Below are 20,921 nucleotides of genomic sequence, written 5' to 3' on the forward strand. Positions count from 1 at the left end.
GGGCGCGGTCGGCGGGCGGGCCGGCTGGCTGCTGGTGCCGGCGACCCGCGCGCTCGAGCAGGGCGGCACGGCGCTGGTGGCCGCGCTGGTGGCGCCGCGGGCGCTCGCCGGGGCGTTCGCCGTGCTCGCGGTCACCGCGTTCGCCCAGTACGACGTGGTCTACCGGCAGCGGCTGCTCGGCGCGGTGGGGACGTCCGGACCGCTGCGGGTGGCGGGCTGGCCGCTGCGGCTGGTGGTGGTCGTGGTGCTGCTCGTCACCGTGCGTTCGTCCGGCGTCCTGCTGGTGGTCGCCGGGGTGCTGGGCGTCGCCGCGGCCGCCTCGTCGGTCGCCGCGTGGTGGCGGTCGCTACCCTCGACGCCGTGACGGCCCCCACCCCCGACGTCGACCGACCGGCGCGCCCGGGCCTCGACGAGCTGCGGGCCGTCGTGCAGCCGCCGTCGACGATGAACCGGCGCAACGCCGAGCACTGGCTCGCGAAGCTGTTCCTGCGCAAGGTGTCGCTGCGCGCGACCCGGCTGCTGATCCGCACGCCGGTCACGCCGAACCAGCTCACCGGGCTGATGGTCGTGGTCGGCCTGGTGGCCGCCGCGGTGCTGGCGCTGCCCGGCTGGGTGGCCGCCCTTTGCGCCTTCGTCGGCATCCAGCTGTACTTCCAGCTCGACCTGGTCGACGGCGAGGTCTCGCGCTGGAAGCGGATGCCGAGCATCACCGGCGTCTACCTCGACCGCGTCGGCGCCTACCTGGTCGAGGCCGCGGTGATGGCCGGGCTGGGCTTCCGCGCCGGCGCGCAGCACCTGGGTGGCTGGACGACGCTCGGCCTGGCCGCCGGGCTCTTCGTGGTGCTGATCAAGGCCGAGAGCGACCTGGTCGACGTCGCCCGCGTGCGGTCCGGCGCCGAGAAGGCCGACGACGCCTCGGTCGAGCTGCGCAGCCGGGCGCTCGGTGCCGCGCGCCGCGCGGCGCAGGTGCTGAAGGTGCACCAGCTGACCGGCGCGCTGGAGGTCTCGTTCCTGCTGGTCGTCGCGACGGTGGTCGACGAGGTGACCGACGGCCTGGTCGGCACCCGGGTGCTGCTGGTCGTGCTGGCGCTGATCGGCGCGGCGATGACGGTGCTGCACCTGGCGAGCATCCTGCTGTCGCGCCGGCTGGACCGCGGGTGAGCGCGCCGGACGGCCTGCCCGGCGTCGGCGTCGTGGTGCTGACGATGGGCGACCGCCCGGTCGAGCTGGCCCGGGCGATCGGCAGCGTGCTCGGCCAGCAGGGCGACCGGGCGCACGTGCTCGTCGTCGGCAACGGCGCCGACCCCGGCCCGCTGCCCGACGGCGTCCGCTCGGTGCGGATGGAGGAGAACGTCGGCCTGGTCGAGGGGCGCGACCGCGGCTGGCGCGAGCTCGACGACGAGCTGGTCTTCTTCCTGGACGACGACGCCTGGCTGCTGCGCGACGACACCATGGTGCGGGTGCGCCGGGCGTTCGCCGACGAGCCCGCGCTGGGCATCGTGTCGATGCGCATCGTCGACCCCGAGACCGGCCTGACCGCCCGCCGGCACGTGCCGCGGCTGCGTGCGGGCGACCCGGAGCGCAGCTCGGAGACGACGACCTTCCTCGGCGGGGTGTCGGTGGTGCGCCGGGCGGTGCTCGAGGACGCCGGCGGCCTGCCCGGCCGGTTCTGGTACGCCCACGAGGAGACCGACCTCGCCTGGCGCGCCCTCGACCGCGGCTGGCGGATCCGCTACGACGCCGACGCCGTCGCCGGGCACCCGAAGACCACCCCGGCCCGGCACCCGACGTACTACCGGCTGAACGCCCGCAACCGCGTCTGGCTGGCCCGGCGCAACCTCCCGGTGCCGCTCGCCGTCGTGTACCTGGGCGTCTGGGCGGTGCTCACCACGGCGCGGGTGCGCGACGCGCGGCTGCTGCTCACCTGGTGGGCCGGCTTCGTCGAGGGCCTGCGGTCGGACGCCGGACCGCGCCGACCGATGCGGTGGCGCACCGCCGTGCGGATGACGCGGCTGGGCCGCCCGCCGGTGGTCTGATCCGGCGACGCGCGGCCCGTCCGGTTGGTCGGGCGGGCCGGTGTCGGCCACAGTGGAGCGGCGCCGGCACCGGCCGGCGGGGTGGAGGCACGGGTGAGGCGGCAGGGCGGTCCGCTGGACGACGCGGACGGCGACACCTCGCGCGCGACCGGGGTGGTCGCCGGCGCGGGGCTCGTGCTGCTCGAGGGCCTGTCGTGCGCCGAGCACCTGCACCGCCTCGACGGCCCCACCCGCGGGGTGCTCGTCCTGCTGTCGGGGGCCGGCCTGCTGCTCGGCGTCGTGATCCTGCTCGTGGCGCGCCGTCGTCCGGAGCTGCCCGAGCAGATGGTCGCGGCCGCCGTCGTCGCGGCCGCCGCGTGGCCGGCGCTCGACGCCGTGCTGACCGCCGGTCTCACCGGCGACGGCCGCTCCGGCGTCGGGCTGCTGCCGGTGACCGTGGCGGTCGGGGCCGTCGTCCGCTCGACCCGCGCGCTGGCCGTGCTGGTCGGGGTCGAGGCGGCGGGGTGGCTGCTGGTGCAGGGGCTGCGCGACGACCTGCAGCGTCCGCTGCTGGGGGCGCGCGAGCTGGCGCTGACCCTGGCGCTGACCGCCGGCGTGGTGGCCGTGCGCCGGGTGGCCGAGCGACGGCTGGGCAGCGCCCGGGTCTCGCTGCAGGAGCGCGTGCACGAGCTCGAGCGCGCGCGGGTCGCCGACGAGGAGCAGCAGCGGCGCTTCCGCGGCGTGTTCGACGCCAGCCCCGTCGGCGTGGCCCTGGCCGACGAGCTGGGCCACTTCGTGGAGGTGAACGACGCCTGGTGCCGGCTGCTCGGCCGCGGGCGCGCGGAGCTGGTGGGCCGCAGCTCGCGGGAGTTCACCGACCCTGACGACCTGCCCCAGCACGCGCGCGCCGGGGCGATCATCGACGCCGCCGTCGACGGCGTGGGCCGGGTGGAGAAGCGCTTCGTGCGGCCCGACGGGACGCGCCGGTGGGCGTGGTTGAGCATGGCGCACGTGCCCGGACCGGACGGCCAGGTCTGGACGCTGGCGCACGCCCAGGACGTCACGGAGCGCAAGGCCGCCGACCTGTCGCTGCGCCGCACGCAGGACGACCTCGCGGCCGTCGCGGCGGTGGCCCGCGAGGTCGCGGCGGGTGTCGACGCCCGGCCCACGGTGCTGCACCACCTGGGGGCGCTGACCGCAGCCACGGCGTCGCTGCTGCTCGAGCCGGCGGGAGCCGACGACCTCGTGGTGACCGCCACCGACGGCGCGGAGGTCGTGGGCACGCGGGTGCACCTGCCGAGCACGACGCTGGTGCGCCGGGCGTGGGAGCGCGCCGAGCCGGTGTTCGGCGCCCGGGTCGAGCCGGGGCCGCAGGCCGAGCCGGAGTGGGTCGAGCGCTGGACCGGCACGAGCGTGCTGGTGCACCCGGTGAGCCACGGCGGGCGACCGGTCGCGCTGCTCATGGTGCTGTGGGGCGAACCGGTCGACGAGGTGCCCGCCGAGACGCAGCAGACCGTGCGGCTGCTGGCTCAGGAGGTCGCGGTGGCCCTGCAGGCCGAGCGGCTGCGGCTCGACCTCGAGCGGATGGCGGGCACCGACGCGCTGACCGGCGTCCCGAACCGCCGGGCGTGGGACGACACGGTGCAGCAGATGACCCAGCGGGCGGCGCGCAGCGGCTCCCCGCTGTCGCTGGCGATGGTCGACCTCGACCACTTCAAGCGGTTCAACGACCGCGAGGGGCACGTGGCCGGCGACCGGCTGCTGGCCGAGTTCTGCCGGGCCGGCCAGGAGGTGCTGCGCGGCCCCGACCTGCTGGCCCGCTGGGGTGGCGAGGAGTTCGCGGTCGCGCTGCCCGACTGCGACGTGCCCGCCGCCCTCGAGGTGCTCGAGCGGCTGCGCGGCTGCGTGCCGCAGGGGCAGACCTGCTCGGCCGGGGTGGCCGCGTGGGTGCCGGGTGAGGCGCCCTGGCAGACCCTCGACCGCGCCGACACCGCGCTCTACCGGGCCAAGCAGGCCGGGCGCGACCGGATCGTCGTGGCCGGTTCGAGCCAGGACGACGTAGCACTCGTCGTGACCGACTGACCACTCGGCGTCGTCCAGCTGGGCCCTTGGCCGTCACCCGGGCCGGCTGTTAGCCTCCCAAGCGCCTCACGAGTCCCACACGCAACTCCTGGCCCGGGCGAAGTCAAGTGACACGCCGAACCGGCCGACGTCGAATCTGGTCCGAAGTCGTCAGCCCGTCTGGAGCAACGCCCATGCCTGCCGGTCGTCACCGCCAGCCCTCGACCCGCTCGTCGGCGATGCCGACGCGCGTGGCGCTCACCGCGACCGCCGCGGCGCTCGCGGTGCAGCCGGTGCTGGCGAGCCCGGCCGACGCCGGCACCACCATCGCCTCGATCCTGAAGACGAAGCCGACGCCGACGAAGACGCTGCCCACGAAGCTCGACGTCGTCCCGTCGTACCAGGACCAGCGCAGCTGCGACCCGGCCGCCAAGCCCGGTGTCGAGGCCTACGCGCGCATGGTGCTGACGACCTACCGGCAGGGGCACAGCGGCGGCATCGTGCGCGGCTGCGGCATCGGCGCGACCAGCGAGCACAAGGAGGGCCGCGCCTTCGACTGGATGCTCAGCGTGAACAAGCCGGCCGAGAAGGCCGCGGGCGACGCGTTCACCAAGTGGCTCACCGGCAAGGACGAGCACGGCGTGGTCGGTGGCCACGCCCGCCGGCTCGGCGTCATGTACGTCATCTGGAACAAGCGCATCTGGAGCACCTACAGCTCCGGCAGCGGCTGGCGGGCGTACCACGGCTGGAGCGCGCACACCGACCACGTGCACACCAGCTTCACCTGGGACGGCGCGATGAAGCGCACCTCCTGGTGGGACGGCACCGCCACCACGGACGACGACACCGGCCCGTGCCGCGTGTACGCCGGCCAGCCCGCGGCGGTCTACACCACGCGGCACACGGCCTCGTGCACCACGCACCTGAAGACCCCGCCCGCGTCGTCGTACGGCATCGTCTGGCCGGGCCAGAGCGGCTCGTCGGTCAAGGTCGCGCAGGCGAGGCTCGGCGTGAAGGCGACCGGGTCGTTCAGCTCGTCGACCCGCAGCAAGCTCATGGGCTGGCAGCGCCGGGCGTCGGTGCCGGTCAGCGGCGTGCTCGACAAGCCGACCTGGGCCAAGCTCGTGCCCGGCTCGAAGCCCACGCCGCCGAAGCCGCCGTCGGCCGAGGACGTGAAGCTGGCCATGACCACCACCCTGACGCCGTACCTGAAGACCACGCTGCGGCCCAGGGCGAAGGGCGCCGCGGTGTCGGCGCTGCAGAAGGCGCTGGGGCTGAAGGTGGACGGCGTCTTCGGCACCGGCACGGTCGCCGCGGTGAAGGCGTTCCAGGGCGCCAAGGGCCTGAACGCGACCGGCACCGTCGACCCCGCCACCTGGAAGGCCGTCGAGGCGGCGGCCTACCCGCTGCTGGGCTACCGCTCGACCGTGCTGTCGCAGGGGTCGTCGGGCACCGCCGTGAAGGCGCTGCAGAAGGCGCTGCAGCTGACCGCCGACGGCGCGTTCGGCCCCAAGACGGCGGCCGCGCTGAAGGCCGCGCAGACCACGGCGAAGCGGCCGGCCACCGGCACCACCGACGTGCGCACCTGGATCGCCGTCGAGCAGCGGGCCTACCCCCTGGGCCGCTCGATCGTGCCCGCGGGCGGCACCACGCCGCCGCCGGCCACCCCGACCCCGCCGCCGCCGTCGACGCCGAAGCCCCCGTCGACGCCGAAGCCCCCGACGACCGGCACCGACGCCGGTTCGCTGGCCACGACCACCAGCCTGACCCCGTACAAGAAGACGTCGCTGAAGCAGGGCGCGCGCGGCGCGGGCGTGAAGGCGCTGCAGCGGGCGCTCGGCCTGTCGGACGTCGACGGCGCGTTCGGGCCGCAGACGGCGAAGACCGTGAAGGCGTTCCAGAAGAAGCAGCACATCACGCCGTCCGGCGTCGTCGGTCCGAAGACGTGGACCGCGCTGGAGAAGGTCGCCTACCCGCTGCTGCCGTACCGCGCCAAGGTCGTGAAGCAGGGTTCGACCGGCACGGCGGTGAAGGCGCTGCAGAAGGCGCTGAAGCTGACCGCTGACGGCGAGTTCGGGCCGAAGACCAAGGTCGCGGTCGTCAAGGCGCAGAAGGCGGCGAAGCTGTCGGCCACCGGCACGGTCGGCGTGCGCACCTGGATCGCCGTCGAGACTAAGGCCTACCCCCTGGGCAAGAAGCGCTGGTAGCTCTCAGGGCCTGCGGGCCCTGTGCCGCAACGCCTTCAGGCGTCGTCGCACCCCTCTCGCCAGCACGCGGACGGCGGGTGGGTGCGACGGCACCCCGCGCGGGAACGACGTCGCCGCGAGCCGCCGGTCGAACGCCTCGGCGCCGGCCGCGGTCTCCGGCGTGAAGACGTGCGGCAACCCGTTGCGCTCCAGGAAGGCGGCGTAGCGCGCCAGCCGGTCGGGGTGCCCGGCGTGCAGGCCGCCGAGGTCGACGTCGCGCGCCCGGTCGACGAGGTCGGGCTCGGGGCCGAGCGCGGCCAGCGCCTCGAGCGTCAGGTACGGGATCTGGTGGTAGTCGGCCAGCTCGAGCGTGCGCGAGTCGTGCGCCACCAGCAGCGCCGGCGTCCCCGCCTGCAACGACGTGATGGTGCCGTGGATGCGGGTGCCGACCGTCACGTCGCGGGCGGCAAGGAACCGGCGCCACGTCGTCGGGTCGACGAAGAACCGCATGCGGTTGCTGGTGAACAACGGGTGCTCGTGGTGCACCGGGAACGAGTCGTCGGTGCTCGGCCCGTCGGCCGCGGGGCCCTGCAGCATGAGCCGCAGCATCTTCAGCTCCTGCGGCACGTAGACCGTGCGGGGGTGGCGCTCCAGCAGCACCTGCAGGGCCGGCTCCATCGCGCGCACGTACGGCGACAGCGTGAGCGCGACCTTCGTGCGGCGGTCGACCCGCTGCGGCGGGGTCCGCACGGCGAGCCGGTCGCCGGCCTGGAACATCGACGGGCAGCCGATGACCTCGACGTCCGAGAACCCGAGCCGGCGCAGGTACCCCTCGGTGACCTCACCGCGGACGCCGATCGTCGCGGACCGGTCGAGCACCGCCGAGACGAAGCGGCGCACCGACGTCTCGAGCGGCGCCAGCCGCTGCAGCCGGCCGGAGATCGGCGCCTGCGCACCCACGCCGACGACGACGACCGGGATGGTGAGCCGCTCCACGAGGTCGCTCAGCCGGTCGAGCTGCCGGTGGAAGGTCGGCCGGAAGGCGTTGGCCAGCGGCAGCACGAACGCGTCGTACGTCTCGTTGATGCGCGGCGCGTCGTCGGGGTCGACCTTCCACCGCGTCGACTCCAGCTCTGCCCTCGGCACCGAGAGCGACCGGTGCACCGCCTCGCCGAACACGAGGTTGCCGGCGTTGGTGCCGATGGTGTCGCGGCGCAGGGTCTGCGCGGCCGTCAGCACGGTGGTCGGGTCCTTGCCGGAACGGATGAGCAGCCGCATGGTCGGGCCATCCAAGCGGAGCGGCCGCCCGGCCCGCCAGGTGCGGTGCGCCTCAGCCGTCGGTGACCCGCTCGGCCGCGGCGCGCGCGTCGGCCGCCGCCGGGTCGGGGTCGCGCACCAGCACCAGCGAGCCGTCGACCGTCCACGGCGCCAGGAGGCCGGCCACGCCGGCTGCGTCGCGCAGGGCGGCCGACGTCCGCACCCGCGCGCCCGGCCCGTACCCCAGCCCGGCGGCCAGCTCGCGTGCGGCGGCCACCACCGCGTCGCCGTCGAGCACGCCGGCGCCGGTCACCAGCGCCGGCGCGCCGGGCAGCGGGTCCTCGAGCGGCACGAACACGTCCGGCTGCGACGACAGGTCGGCCGCCTCGTCGACCGCACCGCGCGGCAGCTCGCCGTCCCACCGCCGGGAGAGGGCGGGCAGGCTCACGGCCACCACGTCGGCGCCCTCGACGGCGGCGGGGTCGTCGGTGACCACGACGCGGGCCTCCGGGTGCGGCTCGAGCGCCAGCACGCCACCCGCCGTCCAGACGGCGAGCGCCCAGTAGAGCGCCCGCCAGTGCGTGGGGAGCACGACCGCGACCACGTCGCCGGGCTCGACGTCGACCTCGTCGACCAGCAGGTTGGCGGCCTTCGACACCCAGTTCGCCAGCACCCGCCCGCTCAGCTCGATGCGCTCGCCGCGGGTGGGCCCGGGTGCGTCGTCGTAGAAGGTGACGCGCGGCCGCGCCGGGTCGGCGTGCACGAGGGACTGCAGGAGCTCGGCCGGCGTCACCCCGCGAGCCTACGGCCGCACCCCTGCGCGCCCCGTCCCCATCCCGCCGACTTGCCGGTCGAGGGTCACCGAGACGCCCTCCGGTGACCCGAAACCGGCAGCTCGGCGGTGAGGGGGCGGGGGTGTCGGGGCGGCCCGGTAGGTTCCACGGCGTGGACGACGCCCGCCCGAGCCTCGCTGCGCGGGTGGTCTCCCGCGGTGGCGTGGGCGCGGCGACCCTGGTGCTGGTCGTGGCCGTGCTGGCGGTACCGCTCGGGCTGACCGGGCTCTGGCGACCGGTGGTCGTGCTGCCGCTGCTGCTCGTGGCGCTGGCGGGGGCCCTGGTCGCGGCGCACCGCACGCCGGTGCTGCCGTCGCCCCGCTGGGCGGCGGGGGCGATCGTGCTGCTGGCGCTGGGCGGCGGGCTCTGGGCCGGCCTGACGCACGCCGAGCACGTGGTGCTGCGCCGCGACGCCGGCACCTACGCGCTGTCGGGCCAGCACCTGGCCACGGCGCACGAGGTGCGCGTCGACGTGCGGGTCGCCGACCTCGGGGGAGCGGCGGTGGTCGACGACTCCGGGGTCACCAGCGGGTCACCCGGGTTCTTCGAGCAGGGCAGCGGAGCGGGCACCCACGTGGTGCCGCAGTTCCTGCTGGCCACGCCCGCCTGGCTGTCGATCGGCTGGTGGCTGGGCGGCTGGACCGGCATGCTGCTCGTGCCCGCGGTCGCGCTGGGCGCCGCCCTGCTCGCGTTCGGCGGCCTGGCCCTGCGGGTGCTCGGGCCGCGCTGGGCGGTGCCGGCCACCGCGCTGCTGGCCGCCGCGCAGCCGGTGCTGCACGCCGGGCGCTCGACGTACTCCGAACCGCTCGCCCTGCTCGTGGGCTGCGCCGGGCTCGCCCTGCTCGTCGACACCACGCGGGTCGGCGCCGCAGGTGGCTGGACGGCGGCCCGCCGGCTCGCGCTGCCGGCCGGCCTGCTGCTCGGCGGGGTCGCCCTGGTGCGGGTCGACGCGCTGCGCGAGACGGCCCTGCTGCTTCCCGTCGCCGCGCTGCTCGCCGTGCGGCGCGACGGCGGAGGCGGCCGGCTCGCGCTGGGCCTCGGGATCGGCACGGCGGTCGCGGCGGCGAGCGCCCTGCTCACCAGCCGCCCGTACCTCGGGTCGATCGGCGGGTCGCTGCTGCCGCTCGCCGCCGGCGTCGTGGTGCTGCTCGGCGCGTCGCTCGGGCTGGTGGCGCTGGCCCGGCGCGGGGTGCGGCTCGGCGGGGTGGCGCGCCGCCGGCTGCCCGAGGTGCTCGAGGTGCTGGTGCTGCTGGCGTTCGTGGTGCTGGCGTCGCGCCCGCTGTGGCAGACCGTGCGGCAGTCGCCCGACGACCCCGGGTCGCGCGTGGTGGCCGGGCTGCAGCTGGCGCAGGGCCTGCCGGTCGACGGCGGGCGCACCTACGCCGAGCACACCGTGCAGTGGACGGCGTGGTGGCTCGGCGTGCCCGCGGTGGTGCTGGCCGCGCTCGCCGCCGCGTCGCTGGCCGCCCGGGTCGGCCGGGCCTGGCGCGACGACCGGCCGCTGCCGGCGTGGACGGGCCCGCTGCTCGTCGCCGTCGGGTCGACCGCGCTCACGCTCTACCGCCCCGGCATCACGCCCGACCACCCGTGGGCCGACCGGCGGCTGGTCACCGTCGTGCTGCCCGCCGTCGTGCTGCTCTCGGTGGCCGCGGTGCGTGGCCTCGCCGCCCGGGTGCCCGCCGCGCGCGTGCCGGTCGCCGTCGTCGGGCTGCTCGCGCTCGCGGTGCCGGTGGCGCTGGCGACCGCACCGACGGCGGGCGAGCGCACCGAGCGGGGCGAGGTCGCGGCGCTGCATCGGGCCTGCCGGGCGTTCGGCCCCGGCGACACCGCGGTGCTGGTCGACTCGCGGGCGGCCAACGAGTGGACGCAGGTGCTGCGCGGCGCGTGCGACGTGCCCACCGTGGTCGTGCGCACCCGACGCGGCCAGCCGCTGCCCGCCGAGACCGTCGCGACGGTCGTGCGCGGGGTCGAGGCGGCCGGCCGGCGTCCGGTGCTGGTGGCTGCAGATCCCGCGGGCGTCACCGGCGCGACCCGTCAGGTCGTGGGCCTGCGCACCACGGAGGACGCCCGGCTGCTCGAGCGCCGGCCGGGCCGCGGCGTCCGGCTCGACGTGGACCTCTGGCTGGCCCCGGTACGCTCGTCGGCGAGATGAGCGAGCACCCCACCACCCTGGCCGAGGCCACCGCGAGCCCCGAGGCCGCCGTCGCCGTCCCCGACCCCACGCGCACCACGGCGCTCGAGCGGCAGGGCGACCCCGACGCCGCGCCGCCGTACGTCACCGTCGTGCTGCCGGCGTACAACGAGCAGGACCACGTGCTGGCGGAGGTCGAGCGGATCTGCGGGGCGCTCGACGCCAGCGAGCTGACCTACGAGGTGCTCGCGATCGACGACGCCAGCACCGACGGCACGCTCGAGGTGCTGCACGCGGCGGCCGAGCGCTTCCCGCACGTGCGGGTGCTGCCGTTCCGCCGCAACGGCGGCTCGGGCACGGCGCGGCGGATCGGCACGCTGCAGGCGCGCGGCACGGTCGTGGTCTGGACCGACGCCGACATGACCTACCCGAACGAGCGCATCCCCGAGCTGGTGCGCATCCTGCGCGACGACGAGAGCTACGACCAGGTCGTCGGCGCCCGCACCACCGAGGAGGGCACCCACAAGCTCCTGCGGGTGCCGGCGAAGTGGCTGATCCGCCAGGTCGCGCAGCGCCTCACGAACCAGAAGATCCCCGACCTCAACTCGGGGCTGCGCGCGTTCCGCCGCTCGGTGTCGCTGCCCTACCTGCGCCTGCTGCCGCCCGGGTTCAGCTGCGTCACCACGATCACGCTGGCGTTCCTCAGCAACCAGCACGACATCCGCTACGTGCCGATCCACTACGCGAAGCGGGCCGGCGTCAGCAAGTTCCACTTCACCCGCGACGCCTACCGCTACATCCTGCAGGTGCTGCGGATGGTCATGTACTTCGACCCGCTCAAGGTGCTCATGCCGCCGGCCCTGTGGCTGGTGGTGATCGGGCTGGTGAAGGGCGTCGTCGACATGGTGCGGCACCCGTTCTACTTCCCGGCCTCGACGGTGCTGCTCGTGGTGACCGGGCTGCTCATCGGGTCGCTGGCGCTGCTGTCGGACCTCGTGGTCCGCTCGCGCGACGGCGTCTGAGCGCGTGAAGGTCGCGGTCGTCGGCCCGGCGCACCCGTTCAAGGGCGGGGTCGCGGCGCACACGACCGAGCTGGCCCGCCACCTGGCGCTCGCCGGGCACGACACCGAGCTGGTGTCGTGGTCGCGGCTCTACCCGGGGTTGCTGTACCCGGGCGAGCAGCAGGTGCCGCACGGCACGCCCGACCTGCCGCCGTACGCGCGCACCACCCGCCCGCTGTCGTGGGCCAGCCCCGCCTCGTGGGTGCGCACCGGGCGCCGGCTGCGCCGCGAGCGGTTCGACGTCGTGGTCGTGGTGCACGTGGTGCCCGCCGTGGTGCCCGCCCACCTGGCGCTGCTGCGGGCGGTCGGCGACGGCCCGCGCGTCGTCGTCGTCGCGCACAACGTGCTACCGCACGAGCCGCACCCGGGCGCCGCCGCGCTGGTGCGCTCGCTGCTGCGGACGGCGGACGACGTGCTGGTGCACTCGCGCGAGCAGGCCGACCTCGCCCGCTCGCTCGGCGGTGGCTCGGTGCACGTGCTCGACCTGCCGCCGCACCTGCCCGGCGGTGCACCGCTCCCGCGCACCCGGCCGCGCGCCGACGAGCCCGGCCCGCGGCTGCTGGCGCTCGGGCTCGTGCGGCCCTACAAGGGCACCGACCTGCTGGCCGAGGCGGTGCTGCAGGTGCCCGGGGTGCGGCTCACCGTGGCGGGGGAGGCCTGGGGCGAGGCCGGCGGGCAGGTGCACCGGGCCGCCGCCGACCCGCGCGCCGGCGGACGGATCGTGGTGCGGCCGGGCTACGTGCCGTCGTCCGCGCTGCCCGCGCTGCTGGCCGACCACGACGTGCTGGCCCTGCCGTACCGCTCGGCGACCGCCTCGCAGAACGCGCTGCTCGGGCACGCCCACGGGCTGCCGGTGCTGGCCAGCCGGGTCGGCACCTTCGCCCAGGACGTGCGCGACGGCGTCGACGGCCTGCTCGTCGTCCCGGGCGACCCCGACGACCTGGTGCGCGCCGCCGGCGAGCTCGTCGAGCCGGGCGTCGTCGAGCGGCTGCGCCGCGGCGTGCGCCCGCCCGACCTGGCCGCGCGCTGGCACCCGTACGTCGCCGCCGTCACCGGACTCGCCGGGTCGAGCGGCTCGACCGGATCGAGCGACGGGCCGGGCGGGTCGCCCGCGTGAGCCGCGCCCGCGTGGTCGCCCTCGTGCGGCTGGTGTTCGTGGTGCTCGTGGTCGCGCTGCTGGCCGCGGCGGTGCTGCGCGACCGGCACGCGGTGGCCGACGCCCTGCGCACCGCGTCGGCGGCCGGGGTGGTCGGGGCGCTGCTGCTCGCCGCCGTCTCGATCGCCGCGAGCGCGCTCGGGTGGCGACGGCTGCTGGCCGGGCTGGGCTCGCCGCTGCCGGTGCTGGTGGCCGGCGAGGCGTTCTGCGTCGGCCAGCTCGGCAAGTACCTGCCGGGCAGCGTCTGGACCGTGGTGGCGCAGGCCGACGTCGCCGCCCGGCGCGGCGTGCCGCGCACCCGCACCGCCGCGGCCGGGCTGGTGGGCATCGGCATGACGCTGCTGGTCGGCGTGGTGGTCGGGGCCCCCGCGCTGCCGCTGCTGGCCCGGGCCCGCGGCGACGGGCTCGTGGTGCTGTCGGTGCTCGCCGTCGTCGCCGGGCTCGTGGTGCTGCTGCCGCCCGTGCTGCACCGGGTGCTCGCGCTCGGCATGCGGCTGCTGCGCCGTCCGCCGCTCGAGCACCGGCTCGGTGGCCGCGACGTGGCGGTGAGCGCCGGCTGGCTGGCGGTGGCCTGGGTGACCCTGGGCCTGTCGGCCGCCGCCGTCGCCGTCGACGTCGGGCTCCCGTCGCACGAGGTGCCCCGCCTGGTCAGCGCGTTCGTGCTGGCCGCCGCCGCGGGGCAGCTGGTGGTGCTGGCCCCGGCCGGGCTCGGCGTCCGCGACGTGCTGCTCGCCGTCGCGCTCGAGCCCGCGCTCGGGCACGCCGGGGCGGTCGGCGTGGCCGTGCTGTCGCGGGTGCTGATCACCGTCGCCGACGTCGCGATGGCGCTGCTCGGCTGGCTCGCCGCCCGCCGCGAGCCCCCCGTAGGGTCTGCGGCATGAGCGAGCCGCGCCCGAAGCCCGAGCGCCAGGCGCAGCTGGCCTACAGCGAGCAGATGGCCGCGATGCGCGACGAGCAGAAGCGGCGGGCCAAGGCGGCCAAGCTGCTGGCGGTGCTGCGGCACGTGCTCGGGCGCGACGAGCAGACCGGGCTGCAGGGGCTCGTGGTGGCCGACATCGGCTGCTCGCAGGGGTTCATCGCCGACGAGCTCGCCCGGGCCGGCGCGGCGCACACCTACGGCGTCGACATCGACGAGCCGGGCCTGGCCGTGGCGCGCGAGCGGTTCGGCGACCGGGTCGAGTTCGTGCTGGCGCCCGGCGAGGCGCTGCCCTGGCCCGACCAGAGCGTCGACGTCGCGGTCTTCAACCACATCTACGAGCACGTCGTCGACCCGGACGCCGTGCTGGCCGACGTCCGCCGGGTGCTGCGGCCGGGCGGCCTGCTGTACCTCGGGCTGGGCAACCGGCTCGGCGTCATGGAGCCGCACTACGACCTGCCGTTCCTGTCGTGGCTGCCGCAGCGCGCCGCCGACCGGTACGTGCGCGTGTTCGGGAAGGCCGACTCGTACTACGAGAGCTACCGCACCAGGCCGGGCCTTCGCCGCATGCTCGCCGACTGGCACGTGCTCGACTACAGCCTGTCGGTCGTCGCCGAGCCCGAGCGGTTCGCCGACGACGGCCTGGTGCCCGGGCCGGTCGCGAAGCTGCCGGGCGCCGCGCTCGCGGTGACGCTGCCGCTGCTGCCGACGTACCTGTGGGTCGCCAGCCCCTCGCCGCTCACCGCGCGCGGCCCGGCGCTGCGGGTGCCGCCGCGGCCGGTGCGCACCGCGCTGTCGGCGCGCTGGGCGTGACCGACCTGGGCCGCGGACGGCGCACGAGCCGCAGCGCACGTCAGAGCGGACCCAGCGCATCCGTCGCCCTGGCGTCGAGTGACAGCCCCTCCAGCACGACGAGCAGCTGTCGCTCCTCGTAGCGAAAGTGGTTCTCCATGATCGCCGCCAGCCCGTCGAGGTGCCGGCCGAGGGTCTCAGGGGCGGCCCTGGCGTCGAGCGCGGCCGACAGCTCGGTGACCAGGTCGGCCACGAGCGCGTGGTCGCGCTCGAGCGACCTGAGCACTGGCGCGAGGTCGGGTCGCGCCGCCTCGATCCCCGGGAACAGGGTGCGGTCCTCACCGCGGTGGTGGGCGTCGAGCGCGGCGCAGAACCCGTGGCAGACCAGCAGCAGGTCGCCGACGGCAGCAGCGTCGCCATCTCCTGGGTCGTCAGCATCGATGGTCGCCCGCGCCGCGTCGAGTGCCTGTCGCAGCCGTGCGTGCACCCGGCGCAGCTCTGCCGCCCAGGTCACCAGCCGGTGTGCTTCGTGCTCGCTCACGCAGAGCGGGGGAGGTGCTTCGAGCGCATCGTCGGTCGTCCTCGGTCTGCCGCCTCCATGCCTGGCACGGTCTGCCACCGGCACGCGACGGTGGCTCACCCTAGCGGCCGCCCGGTGCGACAATCAGCCGGTGACCGTCGACGTCGAGGCGCCGGACGCCGAGACCGTCTGGCGGCCCGGCCGGCCGGTGGGGGTGCACGTCACCCTGGCCACGCTGCGGCGCAGCGCCCGCGACCCGGCGTACCGGCACGACCGGGTGAGCGGCGTCGTGTGGCGGGCGACGCGGACGCCGCTCGGGCCGGCGACCGTGCGGCTCGAGCCGCGGGCCGTCGAGGCGGCGGTCGCCGCCCAGGCGTGGGGGCCGGGCGCCGGCTGGGTGATCGAGAGCGTGCCGGCGATGCTCGGCGCGCACGACGACGACAGCGGGTTCGAGCCACGGCACGACCTCGTCGGCACGGCGTGGCGCGCGGCCGCGGGCTGGCGGGTGCCGCGCACCGGGCTGGTCATCGAGTCGCTCGCGCCGGCGTGCGTCGAGCAGCTGGTCACCGGGCAGGAGGCGTTCGCCGGGTGGGTCGCGATCGTGCGCCGGCACGGCGAGCCCGCACCGGGCCCGGGAGCGCTCATGGGCATGCGGGTGCCGCCGTCGGCGCAGACGCTGACCCGCATCCCGTCCTGGGAGTGGCTGCAGGCCAGCATCGACGGTAAGCGCTCGGCGGCCGTCGTGCGGTCGGCGCAGGTGGCCGGCCGGCTGGAGGCGACGATCGGGATGCCGCACGCCGAGGCCGAGCGGCGGCTCACCGCGGTGCCCGGCGTCGGCACCTGGACGGCGGCCGAGGTGCGTCAGCGTGCGCACGGCGACCCCGACGCGGTGAGCTTCGGCGACTACCACGTCGCGAAGAACATCACCTGGGCGCTCACCGGCCAGGTGCAGGACGACGACGCGCTGCTGGAGCTGCTCGAGCCGTACGCCGGGCACCGCTACCGGGTGCAGCGGCTGCTCGAGCTGGCCGGCGTCCGGCGTCCGCGCCGTGGGCCGCGGATGGCCCCGCGCACCCATCTGCCGCGTTCGCGCTGACTGCCCGGTCTCGCCCGGAAGTCGATCCTGGGGTGCCCGTCCGTGTACGTTCCGGGCGTGCGCGTCGTCTACAACTCCTTCCAGGGCCGGTTCAACGACAACCCCCTGGCGGTCTACGAACAGCTGCGCGACGTGCCCGGCAGCCACCACACCTGGCTGCTCGACCCCGCACACGCCGCGGGCTTCCCCGACGACGTCCGCACCGTCGAGGTGCACTCCGCCGAGGCCTCCGCGGCGCTCGGCGCGGCCGACGTGGTGATCTCCAACCACCACGTCGAGGTGCCCTGGCCCAAGCGCCCCGACTGCCTCTACCTGCAGACCTGGCACGGCACGCCGCTCAAGCACGTGCACGCCGACATCCCGCACCAGTCGCCGCGCATCGCCCGGATGGTCGCGACCTTCGACCTCGACGTCGCGCTGTGGGACGTGCTGACCTCGCCGAGCGAGCAGGCCGGCGAGTGGCTGGCCCGGGCGTTCCGGTTCGACGGCGAGTCGCTGGCCACCGGGTCACCGCGCAACGACGTGCTGGTCGGGCCGGACGCCGGTGCCGTGCGGGCCGCCGCCCGCGCGGGCCTCGGGCTCGAGGACCACCAGACCGCCGTGCTGTACGCCCCGACCTGGCGCGACGACCAGATGGACGCCACCGGCGCCTTCGACTTCGACCTGCGCCTCGACCTCGACGCGTTCCGCCGGCGCCTGGGACCCGACCACGTGCTGCTGGTGCGGCTGCACCCGTTCGTCTCCGGCCGGCTGCGCGGGCGGGTGCCGGACGACGACCCGCGGGTGCGCGACGTCTCGTTCGTGCCGCAGGTCAGCGACCTCTACCTGGCCGCCGACGCGCTGGTCACCGACTACTCCTCGGTGATGTTCGACTTCGCGGTCACCGGCAAGCCGCTGGTGTTCTACACCTACGACTTCGAGCACTACCGCGACGACCTGCGCGGCTTCACCTTCGACCCGCGCCCCGTCGCCCCCGGCCCGATGGTGCGCTCGTCCGACGAGGTGCTCGACGCGCTCGCCGACCTCGACGCGGTGCGCGAGCGGTGGCGGGCGCCCTACGCCGCCTTCCGCGAGCGGTTCTGCAGCACCGAGGACGGCCGCGCCGCCGAGCGCGTCGCCGACCGGGCCCGGGCCGGCGTCCTGACCCGCGAGCTCACCTGACGCACCGTGCCGAGATGCGAGTAGCGGTTCACGTCGGCTGCGCCGCGTGAACCGCTACTCGCATCTCGGCGTGAGGGGTCTCAGCGGGGGGTGACGAGGAGGGTCGCGGTCTGCGCCGCCTCGTCGTGGGCGAGCGCGGCGTCGAGGTCCTCGGCCCAGAGCGCGGCCTGCAGCCGGGCGCAGAGCCGGCCTGCGGCGAACGGGTCGCCGGCGACCACCGTCACCCGCACGACCTGCCCGGCCGCGCCGTCGTCCAGCACGTCGGGGCGTGCCGCCGCCGACCCGAACAGCGCGACGTCGACCGCCCGGTCGACCTTGTGCCGCAACGACTCCGGCAGCACCGACGGCGGCTCGACGGCGTCGGGAGGCAGCCCGAGCGAGGCCCGGACGGCCTCGACGTGCCCGAGGCGGAACCAGTCGGTCGCCGGGTCGCGCAGCAGCGCCGTAGCAGTCGTGTCGGTGTCGTCGGAGGGCTCGGCCGGGTCGAGCACCAGGTGCCCCAGCCCGCGCACCCTGGCCGCGGGGACGCCGGACGCCTTGCCCTTCACCAGGTCGGCGGCCGAGGCCACCTCGTCCGCGACGGCGCGCTCGGTGACCTCGAGCACCTGACCGCCGGCGTCCGGCTGCCCGCGCAGGTCGTCGACCACCCGCAGCCCGGCGCTGCCGAGCGCGAGGTCGACCTGGCCGCGCCGCCAGGCCCGTCCGGCGGTGTCGCTGACCACCACGGCGACCACCGGGGCGCCCAGCAGGCGCAGGCCGACCAGCAGCGCGCCGGCCGCCGCGTCGGGGTCGGCCGGCAGCGTCAGGACCGTGCCCGGAGCGGTGTTCGAGGCGTCGACGCCGGCGGCCGCCATCACCGGTCCGGCGGCCGCCTGCACGATGCGGCTGGTGCCGCGCGGGGTGCGCCGCGCCGCGACCGCCCGCCGCGACTCGCGCACCACCACGGCGTCGCGGTCGTCGCCGTCGCCGACCCGCTCGACGAGCCCGCGCGCCTTCGAGACCACCTTCGACGAGACCACGAGCACGTCGCCGGCCGCGAGGTCGCCGGCGAGCGCCGTCCAGAGCAGCGCGGCCAGGTCGTCGCCGGGCGCGACCTCCGGCAGGCCCGTCACGGCCGTGACGAGCAGCGGGTCGATCGGCTGGGTGGGGTCAGGCACCGGTGCGGCTGCCGGCCAGCTCGTCGGCCAGGTCGAGGGCCGCGGTGGCCATGGCCGCTGCGGCGTCGACGTCGGTCATGAGCAGCGGGCGACGACGGACGGCGAGCCGCGCCGGGTACGGCGTCTCGGGCTCGTCGGCCGCGTCGACCAGCCAGCCGTCGAGGAGGTCCTCGTAGAGCCCGGCGACCGCACGGGCCGTGGTCGGCACGCCGATCGCGGTGAGGCAGGCGTCGGCGTGGCCGCGCACCGGGCGGCCGTCGACGATGGGGGAGACCCCGACGACGGGCGCCCGGGTGCCGCGGACGGCGTCGCGGACGCCGGGCACGCCGAGCACGATGCCGATGGAGACGACGGGGTTGCTCGGCGGGAGCACCAGCACGTCGGCCTCGCGGATCGCCTCGAGCACGCCGGGCCCGGGGGTGGCCGAGTCGGCGCCGATCGCCACGAACCGCTCGGCGGGCACGGCGGCCCGCATCCGCACCCACCACTCCTGGAAGTGCACGGCGCGCCGGCCGTCCTCGTCGTCGACGACCACGTGGGTCTCGACCGGGTCGTCCGACATCGGCAGCAGCCGCACCCGCTGGTCGGGCAGCCCCCAGCGGCGGCAGAGCACCTCGGTGACCTGCGACAGCGGCGTGCCCAGCCCCAGCAGCTGGGTGCGTGCGACGTGCGTGGCGATGTCGCGGTCGCCGAGCCCGAACCACTGCGGCTGCGCGCCGTAGGCCGCCAGCTCGGCCTGCACGACGTGCCGTTCGTCGGCCCGGCCCCAGCCCTGCGACTCCTCGATGCCGCCGCCCAGCGTGTACATCACGGTGTCGAGGTCGGGGCACACCCGCAGACCGAACAGCGTGATGTCGTCGCCGGTGTTGCCGACGACGGTGACCTCGGCCTCGCGGCGCGCGGGGTCGTCGGACGCGGCGAGGGCGGCCAGCAGGCCGCGCAGGAAGCGGGCGCCGCCGACGCCGCCGGCCAGTGCGGTGATGCGCATCCCGCCAGTGTCTCAGCCCGGCCCGCGACGGCGGGGTGCGGGAGGGCGGCACCCGACGTCGGCGGCCAGGGTGCCGACACGCCGTCCGCGGGGTGCACGCGGCGTGCCCGGCCGGGCACGGATATCACCCGTCGGCTTGACGGGCGGGGCATGACACGCGTGTAATTCCAGGGATGTCGGACGGGCCTGGGGAGGCCCGCACGAGTCCGCCAGGCAGGTAGCAGGCGCACGACAGGTGTCCACCGAGGGTCGAGGAGGGGCTGTGCACGAGCTCCACGCAGTGGCCGCAGGCGAGCGCGCGACCGGCTTGCAGCGGTTCCCGGACGACGACCGACGCTCGGGCGCCTGGCGCACCGACGACTTCCCTGGCATCGACGCGCCGCCCGGCGGCGAGGGGTTCGACGACTTCCTCCGCCGCGAGGGCTCGCTCTCGGCCCCGGCGCTGCCGCTGTTCGAGGTCGTCGACGACGACGGCGAGCTCGGCTGGCAGGAGCGCGCGCTGTGCGCGCAGACCGACCCCGAGGCGTTCTTCCCGGAGAAGGGCGGCTCGACCCGCGAGGCCAAGAAGGTCTGCGTGTCGTGCGACGTGCGCTCCGAGTGCCTGGAGTACGCGCTGGCCAACGACGAGCGCTTCGGCATCTGGGGCGGGTTGTCCGAGCGCGAGCGCCGCCGGCTGAAGAAGCAGGTCGGCTGACCGACCGGTCACCCACCGGGGGCGCGCGCCCCTGACGCCCTCGGACCTCGGGACGCCCGCTGCGATGACGCTCACCACGCCGCTCGACGCGAGCCCGGCCGACTCCCCGCCCACCGGCCGGGTCGAGGCGGCGACGGCCGCAGCCCGCGTGGTGGCGGTGCTCGTGGCGCACGACGGCGAGCGCTGGCTGCCGCGGGCCCTCTCCGCCCTGCGCGACCAGACCCGCCGTCCGGACGTCGTCGTCGCGGTCGACACCGGCTCGGCCGACGGCTCGCTCGCCCTGCTGCGCGAGGCGCTCGGGGCCGACCACGTGCTGCAGGCGCCGCGCCGCACCGGCTTCGGTGCCGCCGTCGCGCTCGGTCTGGCCCACGCCGACGCCCTCGACCCGACGCTCGCGGAGGCGTCGCCGCGCACCGACTGGGTCTGGCTGCTGCACGACGACTGCGCCCCCGAGCCGGCGGCGCTCGCCGCGCTGCTCGACGCCGGGGTGCGCAGCGACCGCATCGGCGTGCTCGGGCCCAAGCTCGTGTCGTGGGCCGACCGCAGCCGGCTGCTGGAGGTCGGCGTCACCGTCGACCGCGGCGGACGTCGCGACACCGGCCTCGACGGCCCCGAGCGCGACCAGGGCCAGCACGACCACCGCTGCGACGTGCTGTCGGTCGGCAGCGCGGGGCTGCTGGCCCGCCGCACGGTGTGGGACCACCTCGGCGGCCTCGACCCGGCGCTGCCGCTGCTGCGCGACGACGTCGACCTCTGCTGGCGGGCGCACCTGGCCGGCCACCGCGTGGTGCTCGTGCCCGACGCGGTCGTCGCCGACGCCCAGGCCACCTCGAGCGGACGCCGGGCGGCCGACGCGCTGGCCCGCGGCGACGCCCGCCGCGCCGACCGGCGGCACGC

The 20,921-nt window shown here is 76.4% G+C and carries 19 protein-coding genes; 14 read left to right on the forward strand and 5 right to left on the reverse strand.

What is annotated here, in order from left to right; translation table 11 throughout:
- From ACYVI6_RS13675 to ACYVI6_RS13695, 5 genes are all read left to right on the forward strand, one after another.
- Nucleotides 1–364, forward strand: a 364-nt coding sequence (locus ACYVI6_RS13675; protein ID WP_460446900.1) for a DUF5941 domain-containing protein, incomplete at its 5' end; no start/stop codon positions are given.
- Entirely contained in the window at nucleotides 361–1,161 is an 801-nt protein-coding gene (locus tag ACYVI6_RS13680) for a CDP-alcohol phosphatidyltransferase family protein (RefSeq protein ID WP_460446901.1), read from the forward strand. The genes ACYVI6_RS13675 and ACYVI6_RS13680, both read left to right, overlap by 4 nt.
- 44 nt (nucleotides 1,162–1,205) lie before the next feature.
- Nucleotides 1,206–2,036 (forward strand): glycosyltransferase family 2 protein, encoded by an 831-nt coding sequence (locus tag ACYVI6_RS13685; protein WP_460446917.1) that lies wholly within the window; start codon nucleotides 1,206–1,208, stop codon nucleotides 2,034–2,036.
- A 93-nt stretch (nucleotides 2,037–2,129) separates the two neighbouring features.
- Nucleotides 2,130–4,097 carry a GGDEF domain-containing protein gene (locus ACYVI6_RS13690; RefSeq protein ID WP_460446902.1) on the forward strand — a complete coding sequence of 656 codons (1,968 nt, stop codon included), beginning with the start codon at nucleotides 2,130–2,132 and terminating at the stop codon, nucleotides 4,095–4,097.
- A 218-nt stretch (nucleotides 4,098–4,315) separates the two neighbouring features.
- Entirely contained in the window at nucleotides 4,316–6,283 is a 1,968-nt protein-coding gene (locus ACYVI6_RS13695; protein WP_460446903.1) for a peptidoglycan-binding domain-containing protein, read from the forward strand.
- Nucleotides 6,284–6,286: 3 nt separating this feature from the next.
- Here ACYVI6_RS13695 and ACYVI6_RS13700 read toward each other — a convergent pair whose 3' ends face one another.
- Both ACYVI6_RS13700 and ACYVI6_RS13705 read right to left on the reverse strand, forming a co-directional pair.
- Nucleotides 6,287–7,540 (reverse strand): polysaccharide pyruvyl transferase family protein, encoded by a 1,254-nt coding sequence (locus ACYVI6_RS13700; RefSeq protein WP_460446904.1) that lies wholly within the window; start codon nucleotides 7,538–7,540, stop codon nucleotides 6,287–6,289.
- Nucleotides 7,541–7,592: 52 nt separating this feature from the next.
- On the reverse strand, nucleotides 7,593–8,312 hold the full coding sequence (locus ACYVI6_RS13705; RefSeq protein ID WP_460446905.1) for a TIGR03089 family protein: 720 nt from the start codon (nucleotides 8,310–8,312) through the stop codon (nucleotides 7,593–7,595).
- 152 nt (nucleotides 8,313–8,464) lie between these two features.
- Between ACYVI6_RS13705 and ACYVI6_RS13710 the strand changes: the two genes are divergently transcribed.
- Genes ACYVI6_RS13710 through ACYVI6_RS13730 form a run of 5 tightly spaced genes read left to right on the forward strand, consistent with a single transcriptional unit; the run spans nucleotide 8,465 to nucleotide 14,429 of the window.
- The gene (locus ACYVI6_RS13710; protein WP_460446906.1) at nucleotides 8,465–10,504 is read left to right on the forward strand and encodes a hypothetical protein; all 2,040 of its coding nucleotides are present in this window, start codon (nucleotides 8,465–8,467) and stop codon (nucleotides 10,502–10,504) included.
- A complete protein-coding gene (locus ACYVI6_RS13715; protein ID WP_460446907.1) occupies nucleotides 10,501–11,505 on the forward strand; it encodes a glycosyltransferase family 2 protein in 1,005 nt (334 codons plus the stop codon). Before ACYVI6_RS13710 ends, ACYVI6_RS13715 begins: the two co-directional genes overlap by 4 nt.
- Nucleotides 11,506–11,509: 4 nt before the next feature.
- Complete coding sequence (locus ACYVI6_RS13720; protein ID WP_460446908.1) at nucleotides 11,510–12,661, forward strand: glycosyltransferase family 4 protein; 1,152 nt, start codon at nucleotides 11,510–11,512, stop codon at nucleotides 12,659–12,661.
- Nucleotides 12,658–13,581 (forward strand): lysylphosphatidylglycerol synthase domain-containing protein, encoded by a 924-nt coding sequence (locus ACYVI6_RS13725; RefSeq protein ID WP_460446909.1) that lies wholly within the window; start codon nucleotides 12,658–12,660, stop codon nucleotides 13,579–13,581. The genes ACYVI6_RS13720 and ACYVI6_RS13725 overlap by 4 nt, the downstream gene beginning before the upstream one ends.
- Nucleotides 13,578–14,429, forward strand: a complete 852-nt coding sequence (locus ACYVI6_RS13730; protein ID WP_460446910.1) for a class I SAM-dependent methyltransferase — start codon at nucleotides 13,578–13,580, stop codon at nucleotides 14,427–14,429. The genes ACYVI6_RS13725 and ACYVI6_RS13730 overlap by 4 nt, the downstream gene beginning before the upstream one ends.
- Before the next feature lie 40 nt (nucleotides 14,430–14,469).
- Here ACYVI6_RS13730 and ACYVI6_RS13735 read toward each other — a convergent pair whose 3' ends face one another.
- On the reverse strand, nucleotides 14,470–14,949 hold the full coding sequence (locus tag ACYVI6_RS13735; protein WP_460446911.1) for a hemerythrin domain-containing protein: 480 nt from the start codon (nucleotides 14,947–14,949) through the stop codon (nucleotides 14,470–14,472).
- A gap of 130 nt (nucleotides 14,950–15,079) precedes the next feature.
- On the opposite strand from ACYVI6_RS13735, the gene ACYVI6_RS13740 reads away from it, so the two are divergent.
- Nucleotides 15,080–16,024, forward strand: a complete 945-nt coding sequence (locus tag ACYVI6_RS13740; RefSeq protein ID WP_460446912.1) for a DNA-3-methyladenine glycosylase family protein — start codon at nucleotides 15,080–15,082, stop codon at nucleotides 16,022–16,024.
- A 57-nt stretch (nucleotides 16,025–16,081) separates the two neighbouring features.
- On the forward strand, nucleotides 16,082–17,185 hold the full coding sequence (locus ACYVI6_RS13745) for a CDP-glycerol glycerophosphotransferase family protein (RefSeq protein ID WP_460446913.1): 1,104 nt from the start codon (nucleotides 16,082–16,084) through the stop codon (nucleotides 17,183–17,185).
- An 80-nt stretch (nucleotides 17,186–17,265) separates the two neighbouring features.
- On the opposite strand, the gene cofE is transcribed toward ACYVI6_RS13745, so the two are convergent.
- Both cofE and cofD read right to left on the reverse strand, forming a co-directional pair.
- On the reverse strand, nucleotides 17,266–18,342 hold the full coding sequence (cofE, locus tag ACYVI6_RS13750) for a coenzyme F420-0:L-glutamate ligase (RefSeq protein ID WP_460446914.1): 1,077 nt from the start codon (nucleotides 18,340–18,342) through the stop codon (nucleotides 17,266–17,268).
- Nucleotides 18,335–19,330 (reverse strand): 2-phospho-L-lactate transferase, encoded by a 996-nt coding sequence (cofD, locus tag ACYVI6_RS13755; protein WP_460446915.1) that lies wholly within the window; start codon nucleotides 19,328–19,330, stop codon nucleotides 18,335–18,337. The genes cofE and cofD overlap by 8 nt, the downstream gene beginning before the upstream one ends.
- A 307-nt stretch (nucleotides 19,331–19,637) precedes the next feature.
- Between cofD and ACYVI6_RS13760 the strand changes: the two genes are divergently transcribed.
- Nucleotides 19,638–20,024 (forward strand): WhiB family transcriptional regulator, encoded by a 387-nt coding sequence (locus ACYVI6_RS13760; protein ID WP_460446918.1) that lies wholly within the window; start codon nucleotides 19,638–19,640, stop codon nucleotides 20,022–20,024.
- 64 nt (nucleotides 20,025–20,088) lie between these two features.
- The coding region (locus ACYVI6_RS13765) for a glycosyltransferase family 2 protein (protein ID WP_460446916.1) at nucleotides 20,089–20,921 on the forward strand (833 nt) is incomplete at its 3' end.

It is taken from the genome of Angustibacter aerolatus (genome assembly GCF_054776675.1).

What these genes read in the sequence shown, in the direction of transcription:
- ACYVI6_RS13685 (WP_460446917.1), top strand. Translation starts at nt 1,206, where the DNA reads ATGGGCGACCGCCCGGTCGAGCTGGCCCGGGCGATCGGCAGCGTGCTC.
- ACYVI6_RS13695 (WP_460446903.1), top strand. Translation starts at nt 4,316, where the DNA reads ATGCCGACGCGCGTGGCGCTCACCGCGACCGCCGCGGCGCTCGCGGTG.
- ACYVI6_RS13700 (WP_460446904.1), bottom strand. Translation starts at nt 7,540, where the DNA reads ATGCGGCTGCTCATCCGTTCCGGCAAGGACCCGACCACCGTGCTGACG.
- ACYVI6_RS13715 (WP_460446907.1), top strand. Translation starts at nt 10,501, where the DNA reads ATGAGCGAGCACCCCACCACCCTGGCCGAGGCCACCGCGAGCCCCGAG.
- ACYVI6_RS13730 (WP_460446910.1), top strand. Translation starts at nt 13,578, where the DNA reads ATGAGCGAGCCGCGCCCGAAGCCCGAGCGCCAGGCGCAGCTGGCCTAC.
- cofD (WP_460446915.1), bottom strand. Translation starts at nt 19,330, where the DNA reads ATGCGCATCACCGCACTGGCCGGCGGCGTCGGCGGCGCCCGCTTCCTG.